Source organism: Streptomyces violaceus (assembly GCF_036014075.1).
GTDB lineage: Bacteria > Actinomycetota > Actinomycetes > Streptomycetales > Streptomycetaceae > Streptomyces > Streptomyces violaceus.
In genome coordinates this window covers 4,269,975-4,287,194 of record NZ_CP107911.1, presented here as the reverse complement: position 1 = coordinate 4,287,194, position 17,220 = coordinate 4,269,975, and the positions used below count along the sequence as shown (strand labels likewise).

The window sequence follows — 17,220 nt, the reverse complement described above, 5'->3', positions numbered from 1 at the left end:
TACTGTGTCCGTACCCCCGTCCGTCTCGGTACGTCCCCGCACCGCAGGCCCCATGTCGGCTGATCCACACTCCCCGGCAGACCACCGCCCGCCCGCCGGCACCGCCCCACGGCCGGGCGCCCGGTTCGCAAGGCCCTGGGCGGCCGCCCTGCGTCGCACCCCCGTGTCGATGTGGCGCGACGACGTGTCGGACTTCGCCGCCGCCCTCACCTACTACGCCATCCTGGCCGTGCTGCCCGCCCTGCTCGTCACGGCCATCGCGTTCGGCCTGATCAGCCCGGGCACGGCCGAGGCCTTCATCGCGCACGTCACCGCCTACGCGCCCGGCCAGTCGGGTGCCCCCCTGCACGACGTGCTGTCCCGGACCCTGAGGGACGGTTCGGCCGTCTGGACCCTGTTGTGCGGCGGCATCGTGAGCGCGGTGTGGTCCGCCTCCAGCTACCTCGCCGTCTTCCGCCGGGCCCTGCACCGTATGCACCGGGAGGCCGACCGCCGCTCCCCCTGGCGCAAGGCCCCCCGCATCCTGCTCACCGCGCTCGCCCTGCTCGGTCTGCTCGTCGTAGGTTCCCTCGTCCTGCTGCTGTCCGGCCCCGCCGCCGAGAGCGTCGGCCGTTACCTCGGCCTCGGCGCGATGGCCGCGTGGACTTGGAGCCTGCTGCGCTGGCCCCTCCTGCTGTGCGTGGTGGCCCTGCTGGTCGTCATCGTCTTCCACACCGGTCCCAGGGCGGCCCGCACCCGGGGCCACAGCCTCCCCGGCGGAGCCCTGGCCGCCGCCCTGTGGCTCACCGTCTCCGCGGGCTTCGCCCTCTACGCCTCCGCACTGAGCACCTACAGCAGGCTCTACGGCTCCCTCGCCGGCGTGGTGGTCTTCCTCGTCTGGCTGTGGCTGTCCAACCTGGCTCTGCTGGCCGGCGCCCAGTTCACCGCCGAACTGAGCGAGCCGGCACGCGGACGAGGGCGGTACGGCGGCCCGGACGAACCGGCGCGGGTGCGAACGCGGTGATCCTCCACGTCAGAACCAGTGCAGGCAGTGCGGGGAGCGCTCGGCGCGGAAGAGGACGTCGGCGAGGGCGGCCGCACCCGGGTGGTGGGCCCGGATGTGTCCGGCACGCACGAGCGTGCTGGGGGCGGTGCCGCCGAGGTAGACCGAGCCCAGGTCGCGCACGTCCAGGGACAGGTCGGGCTCGCGGTCCGTGGGGACGCAGTCGGCCTTGCCGTCCCGGACGGTCAGCAGGTAGCGGCCGTGCTCGCCGAGGAACGGGTCCTCGACGTCCAGGACGAGCTCGCCGTCCGTGAACCAGCCGCGCGCGGTCAGCGCACGCGGGACGTCCAGCAGCCGCACCCAGAGCCAGTCCATGTCGCCGCTCACCTCGCCGGCGCGGCGGTCCGCGAGCTGCCAGCGCAGCGGGTGATCGGGCGGGACGTGCTGGAACACGACCTGAGAGACCAGGTCGTGCCCGAGTGCGAACCGGGCCAGGGCCGTGAAGGCGGCGTCGTCGCCGGCGATGGTCTCGTCGACCGTCAGGGTGCCGGACTCGATCGAGTAGCTGGCGTACCCGTCAGGGACGCCGGCGGCGTCACGGTGCACGGCGACATAGCGCGGCGCCGGCGAGATCGGGGGCTGCCCCGCGCGCAAGGCCCACCAGCGGTGTGGCCGGGACAGCGCGCCGGGCTGGGCGCGGCGATACCGGTCGTAGACCTCTTCCAGGATCTCGCCGCACTCGGCACGCCGCAGCACCTCGACCGAGCCGTTGTCCGAGCCGGTCGCCGGCGCGTCGGCCGCTCCCCGCGCCCGGGGAACGGCGAGGGCGGCCTCGTTGCGCGGCACCGTCAGCCGCGCCGTGTAGGTCGCCGGTCCGTAGCCGAACCTGCCGTAGATCGGGGCCTCGGAAGCCAGCAGCACGGAGAGGAACTCCCCGCGGCCCCGCAACTCGGTGAGCTGATGCCGCATCATCGCGCTGAGCACGCCCTGGCGCCGGTGCGAGGGCAGAACGCCGACGGCGGTCACCCCGGCGGCCGGGACGAGGGTCTCACCGGGGAGGGTGAGCTCGAAGGAGTGCGCGGCGGCGGTGCCGACGGGCCGCCCGTCCGCCGCCAGGGCGAGCAGGCAGCGGTCTGTTTCGAGCGCCGACCACCAGAGCCCGCCGCCCTCGACCGGGGTTTCCGGGAAGCGTCCGAACGCGGCATGGACTGTGTCGACGAAGGCCTCGAGGTCCTCATCGGTCGTGGAACGAATCTCCATAGCCGCCGCAGCCTCCTCGGAATACCGGCACCACGACTCATGGTGACTGCCACAGTGCAGCGTCAACCCGTAACCAGAGCAAACGAATTACGGCCGGGCCCGCGCCCTCGCCCGCGACCGCGGCGTCAGTTCTGAGCTGTGTCACAGGCCCGTGACGGCGATGTCCGGGACGCGCGACGGCGTAAACCAGGAGTCGGAACTGATCGTCTTCATGATCGTAAACGCGCGGTACCGAGCAGTTGGTGCCCGCAGTTGTCGCCCTTGGAGGGGAATCCGTAATGAACCGTCGTCTGCGCACCGCCCTTGCCGTCACCGCCGTGATCGGCTCGGGCCTGCTGATGACCGCGTGCGGGGGCGGTGACGAGTCGGCGGCGTCGGATTCCTCGGCGGCATCCGCCGGCCAGGCAAGCCCGACGGCGCCCCGCGGCGGCGAGGGCGGCGACACGAGCGGCGGCGGCAGCAGCGGTTCCGGCGCCTCGAAGTCCTCCGGCGGCGGGGCCGCGGGCAGCGGCTCGTCGGACAAGTCCGGTACGGGCGGCGGCGACTCGGCCGGAGACAAGAGCGGCTACGGGCAGAGCTGCGGCACCAACGACATCTCCTGGAGCGTGAGCTCCGAGGACCGGGCCGGCGGCTACTTCCTGATCAAGGCCGAGGCCAAGTCCGGCATCACCTGTGTCCTGCCCGCCGAGCTGCCGGTCGTGGCCTTCGGGTCGGACGGTACGCAGGCACGGCCGGCGGAGCAGTCGGCGGGGCAGCCGATCACGCTGCGCGCGGGGGTCACCGCCTACGCCGGCGTCAACCCGAAGACCACCAAGGAGGACGGCGGCAAGGAGCTGGACAGCCTCATCGTCTCCGTCTCCGGCGACGACCCGAACCCGGAGTCCCTGAAGGCCGGTTCGTTCGTCGTCGACCAGCCGGTCGTCTCCAGCTGGCACACGTCCGCCGCTGACGCTGTTCCCTTCTCGGGCTGAGAAAGCTCGCCGTTCGTCACGCTCCGAGGGCCGGACCACCGTGTGGTTCCGGCCCTCTGATCCGGCGGAGAATCGAGCCCGGCCCGTCCTCAGACGGCCGTCTGCCGCTGCCGCTCTGCCACGGCCCGCACTGCCGAGCCGGAGACGAGCACTCCTGACAGAGCGATCAGACTGGTCAGGATGTCCTGGATCTGCGCCGCCGGCGCATAGACGATCACGATGACGATGAGCAGGGCCGCCCAGTCCTTCGGGCGAGCGATGGACGATACAGAGCGAGTTGGAGCCACAATCATTGCGGTACCTCCTGGTCCTCGTTACTGCTTGGACTCATAGTGGCCCCTCCGCCGCCAGGACGTACGTTGAGCACCCCGGTCGAAGCCCACGGTCCCTCGGACGGGTGATCGTGGAGGCGAGTTGACCGCGACTCGCCCACCCTCGGTGGCCGGCCCGCCGCGACCTTCGTACGGCCGCCGAACGCCCCCTTGCCGTCACCGCTGTTGCGGTACGGGTCGCCGCGTCGGAGTCGAACGTCAGGTCGCCGCCCGTGTCTCGCGCATGCGGTACTCGCTGGGGCTGACGCCGTGTTCCCGCTTGAACGCGGCGCTGAGGGCGAAAGCGTTGGCGAAGCCGACGCGGTCCGCCACCGTGGCCAGCGTGGCGCCGGGTTCGCGCAGGAGGTCGGCGGCCAGGGCGAGGCGCCGTTCCCGTAGGTAGGTCATGGGCGGCAGGCCGGCCAGGGCGGTGAAGCGCCGGGCGAGGTTCGCCCGGGACACGCCGGTCTTCGCGGCCAGGGCCGGCAGGGTCCAGGGGTGGGCGGGGTCAGCATGCAGCATCCGCAGGGCAGGGCCGACCACCGGGTCGCTGTGGGCGCGGTACCAGGCGGGGGCCTGGGCGCCGGGGCGGGTGAACCAGGCGCGCAGGGCGGTGATGAGCATCAGGTCCAGTACCCGGTCCAGGAGGATCTGCCGCCCGGGCTCCTCGCGGGCGATCTCCTCGAAGGTGGTCCGGCTGACCGGGCAGGCGCCCACCTTCGCCTCGATGACGGCCAGGGGTGGCAGTGCGGCGAGCAGCCGGCCCGGGGTGCCGCTGTCCACGCTGTACAGACCGTTCAACAGGAGCGTGCCGTCAGTCCCTTCCGTGTCCCAGGCGTCGGCACCCGGACCGCGGGGATCGGCCGGTTCCTCGCCCTGTGCGGTCGTGCGGCGGCCGCCGGGGTGGATCACCACGTCCGGTTCGGTGGCCGGGTCGTCCGCGACCACGTACGGTGCGCCGCCGCACAGCACCGCGACGTCTCCGGGGCCGATCCGGACCGGGTCGCCGCCCTGGGGAGTGATCCAGGCGGAGCCGTGCACCAGGACGGCGAGGGCCAGCGGCGAGCCGTCCTCGAAGCGAGCCGCCCAGGAGCCGCTCAGGAAGGACCGGTTGAGGACGGCGCCACCGGTCCGTACCCCGTTCAGGAGGTCCGTCAGCGGATCCGTGCTGGTCAGCCCCATGGGATCCATGCCGGTCAGCGTAGACGAACGCATATGGATGTGAGTCCGCACGGCATGGCCCGGCCGGACGGCGACTGGTTCGGTTGAGGCCATGAGCGACGAGATGATCCTGGTGATAGGGGCTACGGGCAAGACCGGCCGCCGGGTGGCGCGGCTGCTTCGGGAGCGGGGTGTGACGGTCCGTGCGGCCTCCCGCTCCGGCACGCCGTCCTTCGACTGGACCGATCGCGCCACCTGGGGGGCCGTGCTGGAGGGCGTGACGGGGATGTACCTGGTGGTGCCCGACCTCGGCAGCCCGCGGGCGGCGGAGGCCACAGCCGCCTTCGCCCGGCAGGCGGCGACCGCCGGTGCCCGGCGTGCGGTACTGCTGTCCATGCCCGAGGGCGGGGCGGACCTCGAGCACGTTCTCGCCGCGGAGCGGGCGCTCGAGCACGCGGGCTTGGACTGGACCGTGCTGCGTCCGCGCTGGTTCTTCCAGAACTTCAGCGAGGACTTCCTGTACGACCCCGTACTGAGCGGCGAGGTGCGGCTGCCGGCCGGGAGCGGCGAGGAGGCGTTCGTCGACGCCGAGGACATCGCGGAGGTGGCGGTCGCCGCCCTCACGGAGGCCGGGCACGCCGGGTGGCACTACGAACTCAGCGGCCCCCGGCTGATGACCTTCGGCGACGCGGTGGCGGAGATCGCCCGGGCCACCCGCCGTGACCTCCGCTACGTCCCGCTGACGCCGGAGGCGTACGCGGACGAGCAGCGTGCGCAGGGGGTGCCCGAGGAGTGGGTGCGGCTGTCGGCCGGCCTGTACGAGTACGTCCGCTCCGGCGGCCTCGCCTCGCTCGGCGACGGCGTCCAGCGGGCGCTGGGCCGGGCTCCCCGGGACTTCTCCGAGTACGCCGACACCGCCGCCCGGCAGGGTGCCTGGAACACCTGACCGTCCCCCCGCCTCCCGGGCGGGGACGCTAGAGGCGGGCGTACCGCTCCGTCTGTTCGGCGAATTCCTGGGCCACGACGGCGCTGACCGTGGGCTGGGTGTCGCGGATCGTTTCCAGGTAGTCGTCCGTGGTGGGGAGGGTGCGGGTTCCGGTGTCGAAGGTGCGCTCAAATCCTGCCTGGGAGACGGTCCGCGTCACGTGGGCGATGTCGGCGGGTGTGAAACCTTCGCTGGCGGAGGCGAGTGCCTCGCTGTCGGCCTTCGCGCCCGACCGTGCCAGATAGCTCTCCCACAGCGCGATCCTGGCACGGCGGTCGGGAGGGCCGATCGGCAGTACGTAGTCGAAGCGGCCGTGCCGCAGGAAGGCGGAGTCGAGCGTGGTCACGTCGTTCGTGGCGCAGACGAGCAGCCGCCCGTCCCGGCCGCGAAACCGGACGATCGCCTTGAGCAGCTCGTTGACGACGCCGACCGCGGTCGCGTCCGCGCCGCTGCGTGCGCCGGCGACCTCCTCGACCTCGTCGATGAACACCAGGACGTGGTCGAGCCGGGAGATCTCGTCGAAGCGCCGGCTCAGCCCGCTCGCCAGGCCGTACTCGGCGGCCAGACGAGCGGGGAACAGCTCGAGGAAGGGCCATCCCAGGCGGCTGGCGATCGCGTGCGCGAAGGTGCTCTTGCCGGTCCCGGGCGGACCGAACAGCATCACCGCGCGCGGCAGCTCCACACCGTGCTCCGCGGCCAGTCCGGGATGGGCCAGTGGCAGGACCAGACGGCGCTCGATGAGCTGTTTCTCCTTCTGCATGCCCGCGACCTGCTGCCACAGTCCGCCGGGTGGCAGCTCCGCTCCGAGCGAGGAGAGCATGCCGGCCGCCTGCGGGGGCACCGGTCTGCGCTTCTGGAAGAGGATCAGGCCCGACCGGGCGCCGAAGTCGCGGTTGCGCAGCGCGGTGGCACCGGTCGCGTCCGCAGCCAGGGCGGCGTGCACCGCGCGGACACCGTCGGTGAAAAGCCGTCGCTCGAGGGCCGTGACCAGGGCGCTGCCCAGTCCCTGGCGCCGCCAGGCAGGTGCCATGCAGATGCGCAGGATCCACGCCCGCTCGCCCTCCACCCTGCTCACCGCGGCGCCGACGACCACGTCGTTCGCCGTGGCCACCACAGCGGGGTGGAGGGCCTGGAGAGCCGTCACGGTGTCCGAGAGCGGGAAGAGGGCCGGCTCTTCGGCCGTGCCGCTCTCCATGTCGACACGGAGGACTCCCTCGAGATCGTCCGGGGAGTAGTCCCGTACCCGCCAACCCGTCATGACCAGCTCCGTGTGTTCGGCCGTGTTCCCATCATCGGCCGCCACGTGGGGTGCGCGCGCGGCAAGCCGAGCACTCTTCCGGGCTGCGTCCGCGCCGAGGGCTCAGTCGAAGGTGGCGAGATGATCGGCGTCGCCGCCTCGCCACTCGATGAGGAAGATGGTCGCGTCGTCGCTGGTGGTGCCGCCACGTTCGTGTTTCAGGGCGTGGGAGAGCGCTCGCACCACCGCCCGCACCTCGGTTCGCTCGCGGAGGATCCGGTTGGTCCACTCGATGAGCTGCTCCTCGCCGAACTGTTCCCCGCCGGCCTGGTGCTCCTCCAACAGGCCGTCGGTGAAGCACAGCAACCGGTCGCCGGGTTGCAGCATCCGCTCGCTGACCACCGGCTCCTCACCGCCGAAGCCGACCGGCAGCGTGGTCGGGCTCTCCAGCCGGTCCACCACGGCGCGGTCACGGATCAAGAGCGGAGCCGGGTGGCCGGCGTTGACCCATTGCAGCCGGCCTGTGCCGATGTCCAGAATCATCATCTGCGCGGTGACGAAGTGATCCAGGCCGAACTGCTCATTGATGGCCCGGTCCATGAACGCGTACACCTGGGACAGATCGGTGTGGGCACGTCGTGTGTGGCGATAGGCGCCGACGGCCACCGTCGCCATGGTCGCCGCGTCCAGCCCGTGGCCCATCGCGTCGAGCATGGCCACGTGAAGGATGTCGCCGTTGAGGGCGTAGTCGAAGCTGTCGCCGGCCACGTCGTAGGCGGGCTCCAGGATTCCGGCCACCTCGACCTGCGGAACCGTCATCGTAAGCGGGGGCAGCAACGACCACTGGATCTCCGCGGCCACGCTCATCGGGGAACTGCGGCGGGCCTGGAAGAACTGGTCGGTGTAGGCGTCCTTGGTGACGATCATGTCAGCGACGAGACCGGCGAGTCTGCGGAGCAACCGCCGGTCGTCGTCATCGACCGTGTCCAGGGTGACGGCCATGGCCCCGATCTGGTCGCTGCCGTCCAGCAGCGGCAGATACATCCGCACACTGCCGTCCTGCGGCACCTCCACTGTTCTGCGGCTCAGGAACGCCTCGCCGGCGGGGGAGCCCTCGACCGGTTCGGGGCCGCCGACCTTCAGCCTCCGGCCCGGCAACGGCACCAGCAGTACCTGTTCGTAGTCCTGCAGGAGGATGGAGACGTCCCGCCCTCCGACCCTGGCGACCTCTTCCGCGACGAGTGGGGCGATCAGGTCCGGCGGCACTTCGTGGGCCCGGTCGAGCAGCACACCCAGCAGTCGTTCGCCGAACCCCTCCGACCGGTCCACCCCGATGCTGTCCGGCTTCCGCCCACCATCCGTCATCGCTGTGCGCTTCCCTTCGTCCCGGCGGCATGGAACTCATCGGGCGGCTGTGTCCACGCAGGGTCGCCAGGTGGCCCTGTGGCCCGGCCTCGTCGAAGACGGCGATCGGCCCGGCACGACGCCGTAGACCGGCACAGACTCGCATCGCCGACCGGTGCGACGAGCCGATTACGCCACCGGTGGCATGTCGCTCAGCCACCGATTCCGATTCCGATTCCGATTCCGATTCCGAATCCGAGTACGAGCTAGCACTCAGGACTGCGCATCGACGATGGCGGCCGGTGTCACATTGCGGGTGACCAGGGCGTGGGCGGTCTCGGTGAGACGGACCTGCTGCCGGCTCGCATAGGCGCTGAGCAGCCGGGCCGCCTCGCCGATCGTGGCATCCGCGTACTGCGCGACCATGCCCTTGGCGATCTCCAGCGTGGCCTTCGCCGCTATCACGCCCTGTACGCGGGTGATCACGTCCTCGACGTCGGCCGGCTCGATGGACCAGTGCATCAGGGCCAGCGCCGCGGAGTCCGCGAGGGCCTGAGCGAGATGTACGTCGTCCTCGGCCAAGTGCCCCGGGCGCCGGCGGAGCAGCGTGAGGGCTCCCAGCGGACGGTCGTGCAAACGCACCGGGATCGCCTGCAGGGACTCGTACCCGGCCTCGAGCATCGCGGTGGCCAGTTTCGGCCAGTGCTCGTACTCGGTGGCCATGTCGGGGACGCTCACCGGCTCCACGGTGCGATAGCAGTCCACGCAGGGCCCATGGCCGTTCTGCAGCCGCAGCAGTTCGGCGAAGACGTCGTCCTCGTCGGTCGTCGCCATGGTCTTCAGACTGCCGCGGGCGTCCGCGATCATCACGCCCGCCTCGTCCACGTCCAGCAGATCCTGGCAGGTGTGGACCAGCCGGTGGAAAAGATGCAGAGGGTCGAACTCCGCGGCATAGGTGTCCGCCAGGACGACGAAAGCCTGCGCCAGCCTGCGCTCGCGATTCATGCTCGCCTCCCCGGCGCTGTCGATACGTGTACCGGCACGTGTACCGGCCGTTCAGTCATCGCGGAGGTCCATGCTGCGGTCGACGATCGCCCGAGCCACTTCCATGGCGGTACGGCCCTGGGCGAAGGCCCGCGCGCGCAAGCGCAGAAGCGCTTCCTCGGCGCTCACTCCCAGCTGCATCATGATCATCCCGGTGGCGTGATGTACCTCCTCCCGGTCCGATTCCGCTCCTGCCAGCCACGTTACGACTCCTTCGGGGTCCGGGGAAGCGTGCTCGAGGGCGATGACGGCGAGGGTGACCGCGTCGGCGACCAGCATGGCCGTGCGGAGATGGTCCGCGCTCAACGAGCCCGGAGTCTCCCGGTACAGGTCCAGAGTGCCCAGCGCGCTGCCGGCGCCTGCCAACGGCAGTGAGAAGACCGCCTCCACCCCGGTCCTGGCCGCCTGAACGGAGAACAGCGGCCAGCGGCGCCGGTCCGCGGCACGAGTCAGGTTCGTCGCGAACACGGGCGCACGCAGGCGGGCCGCCTCCCTGCATGGTCCTTCGCCAAGGGTGAACTGAATTTCCGCCAGCCGGGCGGCGACGTCGTCGCTGGCGCACAGCACGACGCCCGTCGAGCCGTCCCCCAGCACCGAGACGGACAGTCCCGAGACCGCCGGGAGCAGTGCGAGGCAGGTTCGGCACAGCGCGTCGGGCACCTCGACCGGAGGCAGTCCGCGCAGATCGGCGACGAGTGCGTGGGCGATGCGGGCACGCTCGACGTCCGTTTCCTGCTCGGGGTCTTCACCGCCCAGCAGGTCGTCCCCCGCCATGCCCATCACCTCCCGCGGTCACGTCGCATCAACGCTTTCACTCGATCTTGGCAAAGGCAAGCAGTCACGACCGTGGCCGGGCGTACGACCGGACCGGCTCAGGTGCCGTCCCGGGCGCCAGGCCGGTCCGCTCGGTCGCGGTGGCCGGGCAGGAACTCCTGGACCTTGGCCTTGAAGCCCTGGCGGACCATGCCCGCGCGGTCGCTGTCGCCCTTGAGAATCGACGTCGCGGCGGCCTCGATCTGGTCGAGGGTGGAGTGCGGCGGGATGGGCGGCACGGCCGGATCGGTCACGAAGTCCAGCACGCAGGGCTTGTCGGCGGCCAGTGCCGTCTCCCAGGCGCCCCGGACGTCGCCCGGCTTCTCGATGCGCAGGCCCTCCAGGCCGGCCAGGCGGGCGGCATCGGCGTAGGGGAAGTCGGGGAGGGACTGGGAGGCCAGGAACTGGGGGGCGCCCTCCATGGCTCGCATCTCCCAGGTGACCTGATTGAGGTCCTGGTTGTTGAAGACGGCCACGATCAGCCGGGGGTCGTCCCACTCCCGGTAGTACTTGGCGATGGTGATCAGCTCGGCCATGCCGTTCATCTGCATCGCCCCGTCGCCGACCAGGGCGATGGCCGGGCGGTCGCCGTGCGCGAACTTGACTCCGATCGCGTACGGCACACCGGGCCCCATGGTGGCGAGCGTGCCGGACAGCGAGCCGCGCATCGCGCCGCGCAGCTTCAGATGGCGGGCGTACCAGTTGGCGGCCGAGCCGGAGTCGGCGGACAGGATCACGTTCTCCGGCAACAGGTCGTTCAGCGCGTGCACGACGTACTCGGGGTTGACCGGGTCGGCGTCGACCGCCGCGCGCCGCTGCATGACCTCCCACCAGCGGGCGGTGTTCTTCTCGATCTTCTTGCGCCAGCCGGTGTCCTTCGCCGTGTCGAGCAGCGGCAGCAGCCGGGTCAGTGTCTCGCGGGCGTCGCCGACCAGGTTGACCTCGAACGGGTAGCGCAGGCCGACCATGTGCGGGTCGATGTCGATCTGCACGGCCCGGGCCTGCCCGAACTCCGGCAGGAACTGGGTGTAGGGGAAGGACGAGCCGATGACGAGCAGGGTGTCGCAGTCGGTCATCAGCTCGTACGAGGGCCGGGTGCCCAGCAGGCCGATGGATCCGGTGACGTACGGCAGATCGTCGTCGAGGGCGTCCTTGCCGAGCAGCGCCTTGGCCACTCCGGCGCCGAGCCGGTCGGCGAGCGCCATGACCTCCTGACGGGCCCCGCGGGCGCCCTGCCCGACCAGGACCGCCACCTTCTCGCCCGCGTTCAGCACCTCGGCGGCGCGGGCGAGGTCCTCGTCACCGGGCACCGGCGCGTAGTGCGGCATGCCGAGGCTGGAGGGGACCATCTTGAAGGCGTGCTGTGGCGGCGCGTAGTCCAGTTCCTGCACGTCGGCGGGGATGATCACGGCCGTGACCGAGCGGCGGGCCATCGCGGTGCGCATCGCCCGGTCCAGCACGTTGGGCAGTTGCTCGGGGACGGTGACCATCTCGCAGAAGTCGGAGGCGACGTCCTTGTACAGGCTCACCAGGTCGACCTCCTGCTGGTAGGAGCCACCCATGGCGCTGCGGTTGGTCTGCCCGACGATCGCGACGACGGGCACGTGGTCGAGCTTGGCGTCGTAGAGCCCGTTGAGGAGGTGGATGGCGCCGGGGCCGGAGGTGGCGGCGCACACTCCGACCTTGCCGGAGAACTTGGCGTAGCCGACGGCTTCGAAGGCGGACATCTCTTCGTGGCGGGACTGAATGAACCGGGGGTTGTCGTCGGCGCGGCCCCAGGCCGCGAGCAGACCGTTGATGCCGTCGCCGGGGTAGGCGAAGACATGCTCCACCTCCCACTCGCGCAGGCGCTCGAGGAGATGGTCGGAGACCTTCTTCGACATGTTCCAGACCTTTCCGGTAGTGCGGTGGTGCGTGCGGGCAGGGTTGGGCGTGCGGGGTGGGACTAGGGGCGGCGCGGAAGGCGCCGGGCGGCCAGGCCGGCCGCCGTCGCGGCCGTCGCCGTCAGGGCGGTGGCGCCCGCGGCGGTCGCCCACCGGGCCGCGCGGGAGGGGCGGCCGGGGCGTACGGCCGCCCTTTCGGGGTGCTCGCCCGGAAGGGTGCCCTCCAGGCCGAGGGCGAGGGCCTCGGCCAGATGCAGGGCCCGACGTCCGGTGCCGCTTTCCTCGATCTGGGTGCGGCAGCTGAAGCCGTCGGCGAGCAGCAGGCTGCCGGGGGCGGCGTCGCGGACCGCGGGCAGGACGCCCTGCTCCGCGACGGCCATGGAGACCTCGTGATGGCCGCGTTCGAAGCCGAAGTCGCCGGCCAGGCCGCAGCAGCCCTCGTCGAGGACGTCGGCATCGAGACGGGCGCGGCGCATGAGCTCCCGGTCGGCGTCGGACTTCATGACCGCGTGCTGGTGACAGTGGGTCTGCACGGTCGCCCGCCGGTCCAGCCGCGGTGGCCGCCAGCCGGCCGGCGCGTGCCGGACGAGTTGCTCGGCGAAGGTGCGGACCTGCCCGGCCAGCCGTTGGACGTCCTGGTCGGCGGGCAGCAGCTCGGGGGCGTCGGAGCGGAAGACGGCGGTGCAGGACGGCTCCAGGCCGATGACCGCGGTGCCCGCCTCCAGATAGGGGCGCAGCACGCCGAGAGTGCGGTGCAGCACCTTCTTCGCGAGCGGCAACTGGCCGGTGGAGATCCAGGTCAGGCCGCAGCACACCGGCCGGGTCGGTACGGCGACGCGAAACCCGGCGTCCTCCAGCACGCGGACAGCCGAGATGGCGATCGAGGGGTGGAAGTAGGTGCTGAAGGTGTCCGGCCACAGCACGACGGTGCGCGGATCGGCCGGGTCGGGTTCCTCGCCGGCGCGGGCCCGCCACCACTCCAGAAAGGACTGTCGAGCGAACACGGGTGCCGAGCGGGCCTCGTCGATGCCGGCCAGCCGCTTGCCCGCGCGGGCGAGGCCGGGCGCGTGGAGCGCCGAGTTGACCAGGGAGGGCGCGATGCGGGACAGGCGTGCCCACACGGGGAGCCAGCCCATCGAGTAGTGGGCCGCGGGGCGCATCCGCCCCTCGTAGTGATGGGAGAGGAACTCCGCCTTGAGGGTGGCCATGTCCACACCGGTCGGGCAGTCCGACTTGCAGCCCTTGCAGGCCAGGCACAGATCCAGCGCGTCGCGCACCTCGGGGGAGCGCCAGCCGTCCGTGACGGCCGAGTCGGCGTGACCGCCCAGCATCTCGAACAACAGCCGGGCGCGGCCGCGTGTGGAGTGTTCTTCCTCCGAGGTGGCCCGGTAGGAGGGGCACATGACGCCCCCTGAGTGGCTACGGCAGTTGCCGATGCCGACGCAGCGCATCACCGCCCGGTCGAAGGAGTGCTCGTCCTCCGGGAAGCCGAAGTGCGTCGCGGGTGTGGCCGGGTGCCAGGAGGAGCCGAGACGCAGTTGCCCGTCGACCGGGTCGGGGTGGACGACCTTGCCGGGGTTCATCCGGTTGCCGGGGTCGAAAAGCCCCTTCAGCTCGCCGAACGCCGCCACCAGCCGCTCACCGAACATACGGGTGAGCAGCTCGCCCCGGGACTGGCCGTCGCCGTGCTCGCCCGACAGGGAGCCGCCGTAGGAGACGACGAGGTCGGCGGCGCGCTCCACGAAGCGGCGGAAGTCGGCCACACCCTCGGCGGTCGTGAACCCGAACGGGATACGGGTGTGGACGCAGCCCTGCCCGAAGTGCCCGTACAGGGAAGGATGGTCGTACCCGAACTCCTCGAACAGCTTCTTCAGGTCCCGCAGATAGTCCCCTAGCCGCTCGGGCGGCACGGCCGAGTCCTCCCAGCCCTCCCACGTCTCCCGGCCGTCCGGCGGGCGGGCGGTGACACCGAGCCCGGCCTCGCGCGCCCTGAGCATCCTCTGCTCACGCTCGAGGTCGTCGGAGAAGGCGACATCGCCGGCCTTCTCGGTGCGCCCCACGGCGCGCAACAGACCGTGCGCCTGCTCGTCCACCTCGTCCTGGCTGTCGCCGCTGAACTGCACCATCAGCCAACTGCCGCCCTCCGGCAGCGTTTCCAGCGACTCCAGGTAGGCGCCCTCCTCACGCATCAGCTGGGCCATGCGCCCGTCCAGCGCCTCCAACTGGCTGGGCTCGCAGTGCTCCAGCAGGCGGGGTACGTCGTCCGCGGCCGCGCAGATGTCGTCGTAGCCGAGAACCAGCAGTGACTGGCACTCCGGCACCGGCACCAGGTCGAGCTCGGCGTGCAGCACGGTCACCAGCGTGCCCTCACTGCCGACCAGCGCCCTGGCCACGTCGAAGCCGTTCTCCGGCAGCAGCAAGTCGAGGTTGTAGCCGGAGACCCTGCGCGGGATCTTCGGAAAGCCGCGCCGGATGTCGCCGAGGTACTCCGCGACGAGCCGGTCCAGACCGGCGTACAGCTCGGCGCGTCGGCCTCCCTCCGCGGCGATCCGTGCCCGCTCGGCCGGCGAGGTCGGACCGACCCACATCCGGGTGCCGTCGTAGGTGAGCACCTCCAGCCGGCGTACGTTGTCGACGGTCTTGCCGTACGCCTGCGCGGACGCGCCGCACGAGTTGTTGCCGATCATGCCGCCCAGGGCGCAGTGGCTGTGCGTCGAGGGCTTCGGCCCGAAATGCAGACGACGGCCGGCCAGCCGCTCGTTGAGCACATCCAGCACGATCCCCGGCTCGACCACGCAGGTCCGCGCGTCCGGATCGACGGAAACCAGCCCGTGGCAGTACTTGCTCCAGTCGATGACCACGGCCGTGTTCGTCGACTGGCCGGCAAGGCTGGTGCCGCCACCCCGCGACAGAACCGGGACACCGAAGCGGGCGCACACCCGCACGGCATGAGCCCCGGCCTCCACCGTACGAGGCACCACGACGCCGATCGGCACCTGGCGGTAGTTCGAGCCGTCGGTGGAGTACGCGCCCCTGCTGCCCGAGGTGTCTCGTGACCAGCGCAGGTGATCCGGCCGCCGACAACGGTGAGCTGGATGCCATGTTCGCGGAGACGGCGCGCCGAACCGGCGCGTCCATCGGCGCCCTGTATCTGCTCGCACCGGATGAGCGGTTCTTGTGGCTGGACGTGCTGTGCGGGGCCCCGGCCGAGTTCGCCGCGCCCTGGGCGAGGGTGCCGATGGCCGCTCCGGCACCGGTGGCCGTAGCGGTCCGTGAAGACCGTCTGGTGTGGGTGGGCAGCCAGGAGGAGATGGCCCGCTCCTATCCGCGCACGGCGGTGGCGCTTCCCTACCCGCTGGCCCTGGCCGCCGCGCCGGTCACCGGCGCCCGCAGGTGGGGCGCGTTGTTGCTGATGTGGCCGGCCACCCGTCCGCCGTACATGACCGGACGGGAACACGGTCACATCACCTCCAGTTGCCGGCGTCTGGCCCGGTTGCTGGAGGAAGCCGTCGAATACGCGAGGCCTCGGTCCGGAGCCGAGCGGCCACGTCTTGTCTCCCTCGAAACCGACCGCCGATCCGGCGGCCCGGCGATGGCCGCCGCCGACTTCGCGGAGCGCCTGCCCGGCGGGAGCTGCGCGCTGAACCTGGAGGGCCAGGTCACCTACGTCAGCTCCGGCGCCTGTGACCTGCTGGGCTGCGAAGCCGGCCGGCTGCTGGGCACTGTGCCCTGGCAGTCCCTGCGCTGGCTCGACGAGCCCGGATACGAGGACAGCTACCGCACCGCGGTGCTCAGCCGCGAGCCCGTTTCGTTCACGGCCTGCCGCCCACCGGATCACTGGCTGGACTTCCACCTCTACCCGGACGCCAGCGGCATCAGCATCCGCATCGTCCCCAGCGGTGCACAGCCCCCACCCTCACCGGCGCCGAGCCCGTCCACGCGCGCTGTCACACCGACCCGCGCAGGCCGGCTCTACCAGCTCACCCACCTGGCCGCCGGACTGACCGAGGTCGTCGGCGTCCAGGACGTCATCGCCCTGGTCGCCGACCAGATCATGCCCGCCTTCGGCGCCCGGGGCCTGGTCCTGTCCACCGCCGACGCCGGCCGGCTGCGGATCACCGGATTCCGCGGCTACGACCCCCGCACCATCGAGCGCCTCGACGGCCTGCCCCTGGACACCGAATTCACCCCCGCCGGGCGTGCCCTCGGCAACGGCACCCCCGCGTTCTTCTCCGACCCGGAGGAGATGCGCCGTACGTACCCCGAGGCCCTACAGCTCAGCGGAAAACAGGCATGGGCCTTCCTGCCACTGATCATCTCCGGCCGGCCTGTCGGCTGCTGCGTCCTGTCCTACGACCACCCCCACGCGTTCCCGGCAGAGGAACGCGCCGTCATGACGTCGCTCGCCGGGCTCATCGCCCAGGCCCTCGACCGCGCCCGCCTCTACGACACCAAGCACGAGCTCGCCCACGGCCTCCAGCAGGCACTGTTGCCGCGCGCCCTCCCCGAGATCCCCGGTCTGCGGGTCGCCGCCCGCTACCTGCCCGCGACCCGGGGCATGGACATCGGCGGTGACTTCTACGACCTGATCCGGCTCGGCGACACCGCCGCAGCGGCCGTCATCGGCGACGTCCAAGGGCACAACGTCGCCGCCGCCGCTCTGATGGGCCAGGTCCGCACCGGTATCTACGCCCACGCGACCGTCGGCACTCCCCCCGACCAGATCCTCGCCAGAACCAACCGGCTCCTCGCCGAACTCGCCCCCGACCTCTTCACCAGCTGCCTCTACGCCCGACTCGACTTCGCCCGCCGACGCGTGACGCTGGCCAGCGCCGGCCATCCGCCACCCCTCCTGCGTCTCGCCGACCGTGACACCCGGCCCGCCGAAGTCTCGCCTGGCCCCCTCCTGGGAATCGACCCCGAGGCGGCCTTCCCTCTGACCGAGATCCCGCTCACCCCGGGCCTGATGCTCGCCTTCTACACCGACGGCCTCATCGAAACACCGGGGACCGACCTCGATGACTCCATCGCCGACCTCGCGCACCATCTCGCCCAGGCCGACGAACGGGACCTCGACCTGCTCATCGACCACCTGCTCAGGAAGGCCGGCACGGACGGGCAGCGCGCCGACGACATCGCCCTCCTGGTGCTGCACAACGACGTGGCCTGACACGACGGCCGCATGCTTCGGATGGGCCCTCAGGGGCACTCGTCGATCCGGTTCCGCAG

13 protein-coding genes are annotated in these 17,220 nt (G+C 71.5%); 4 read left to right on the top strand and 9 right to left on the bottom strand.

Annotation, left to right across the window (positions count from 1 at the left end; genetic code table 11):
• Positions 1-52: 52 nt before the first annotated feature.
• Positions 53-1,003, top strand: a complete 951-nt coding sequence (locus tag OG542_RS19215; protein WP_408057769.1) for a YihY/virulence factor BrkB family protein — start codon at positions 53-55, stop codon at positions 1,001-1,003.
• A 9-nt stretch (positions 1,004-1,012) separates the two neighbouring features.
• Here the strand turns inward: OG542_RS19215 and OG542_RS19210 are convergent, their stop codons facing one another.
• On the bottom strand, positions 1,013-2,242 hold the full coding sequence (locus tag OG542_RS19210; protein ID WP_328412467.1) for a GNAT family N-acetyltransferase: 1,230 nt from the start codon (positions 2,240-2,242) through the stop codon (positions 1,013-1,015).
• A 278-nt stretch (positions 2,243-2,520) separates the two neighbouring features.
• On the opposite strand from OG542_RS19210, the gene OG542_RS19205 reads away from it, so the two are divergent.
• A complete protein-coding gene (locus tag OG542_RS19205) occupies positions 2,521-3,213 on the top strand; it encodes a DUF4232 domain-containing protein (protein ID WP_328412465.1) in 693 nt (230 codons plus the stop codon).
• A gap of 89 nt (positions 3,214-3,302) precedes the next feature.
• Here OG542_RS19205 and OG542_RS19200 read toward each other — a convergent pair whose 3' ends face one another.
• Both OG542_RS19200 and OG542_RS19195 read right to left on the bottom strand, forming a co-directional pair.
• A complete protein-coding gene (locus OG542_RS19200; protein WP_328412463.1) occupies positions 3,303-3,506 on the bottom strand; it encodes a hypothetical protein in 204 nt (67 codons plus the stop codon).
• A gap of 237 nt (positions 3,507-3,743) precedes the next feature.
• Complete coding sequence (locus tag OG542_RS19195; RefSeq protein WP_328412461.1) at positions 3,744-4,715, bottom strand: AraC family transcriptional regulator; 972 nt, start codon at positions 4,713-4,715, stop codon at positions 3,744-3,746.
• Between the two features lie 82 nt (positions 4,716-4,797).
• Between OG542_RS19195 and OG542_RS19190 the strand changes: the two genes are divergently transcribed.
• Positions 4,798-5,631: an NAD(P)H-binding protein gene (locus OG542_RS19190; RefSeq protein WP_328412459.1), complete on the top strand. Its 834-nt coding sequence runs from the start codon at positions 4,798-4,800 to the stop codon at positions 5,629-5,631.
• Positions 5,632-5,659: 28 nt separating this feature from the next.
• On the opposite strand, the gene OG542_RS19185 is transcribed toward OG542_RS19190, so the two are convergent.
• The 6 genes from OG542_RS19185 to OG542_RS19160 form a co-directional block, all read right to left on the bottom strand.
• Positions 5,660-6,928: an ATP-binding protein gene (locus OG542_RS19185; RefSeq protein ID WP_328412457.1), complete on the bottom strand. Its 1,269-nt coding sequence runs from the start codon at positions 6,926-6,928 to the stop codon at positions 5,660-5,662.
• A 102-nt stretch (positions 6,929-7,030) separates the two neighbouring features.
• The gene (locus tag OG542_RS19180; RefSeq protein WP_328412455.1) at positions 7,031-8,272 is read right to left on the bottom strand and encodes a PP2C family protein-serine/threonine phosphatase; all 1,242 of its coding nucleotides are present in this window, start codon (positions 8,270-8,272) and stop codon (positions 7,031-7,033) included.
• Positions 8,273-8,524: 252 nt separating this feature from the next.
• Positions 8,525-9,256 (bottom strand): GAF domain-containing protein, encoded by a 732-nt coding sequence (locus OG542_RS19175; RefSeq protein ID WP_328412453.1) that lies wholly within the window; start codon positions 9,254-9,256, stop codon positions 8,525-8,527.
• 51 nt (positions 9,257-9,307) lie between these two features.
• Positions 9,308-10,069, bottom strand: a complete 762-nt coding sequence (locus OG542_RS19170) for a GAF and ANTAR domain-containing protein (protein ID WP_328412451.1) — start codon at positions 10,067-10,069, stop codon at positions 9,308-9,310.
• A 98-nt stretch (positions 10,070-10,167) separates the two neighbouring features.
• Entirely contained in the window at positions 10,168-11,991 is a 1,824-nt protein-coding gene (locus OG542_RS19165; RefSeq protein WP_328412449.1) for a thiamine pyrophosphate-requiring protein, read from the bottom strand.
• Between the two features lie 62 nt (positions 11,992-12,053).
• Positions 12,054-15,056, bottom strand: a complete 3,003-nt coding sequence (locus OG542_RS19160; RefSeq protein WP_328417990.1) for an FAD-binding and (Fe-S)-binding domain-containing protein — start codon at positions 15,054-15,056, stop codon at positions 12,054-12,056.
• Between the two features lie 35 nt (positions 15,057-15,091).
• Here OG542_RS19160 and OG542_RS19155 point away from each other — a divergent pair, with 35 nt between their 5' ends.
• Positions 15,092-17,161 carry a SpoIIE family protein phosphatase gene (locus OG542_RS19155; protein WP_328417988.1) on the top strand — a complete coding sequence of 690 codons (2,070 nt, stop codon included), beginning with the start codon at positions 15,092-15,094 and terminating at the stop codon, positions 17,159-17,161.
• Positions 17,162-17,220: the final 59 nt, after the last annotated feature.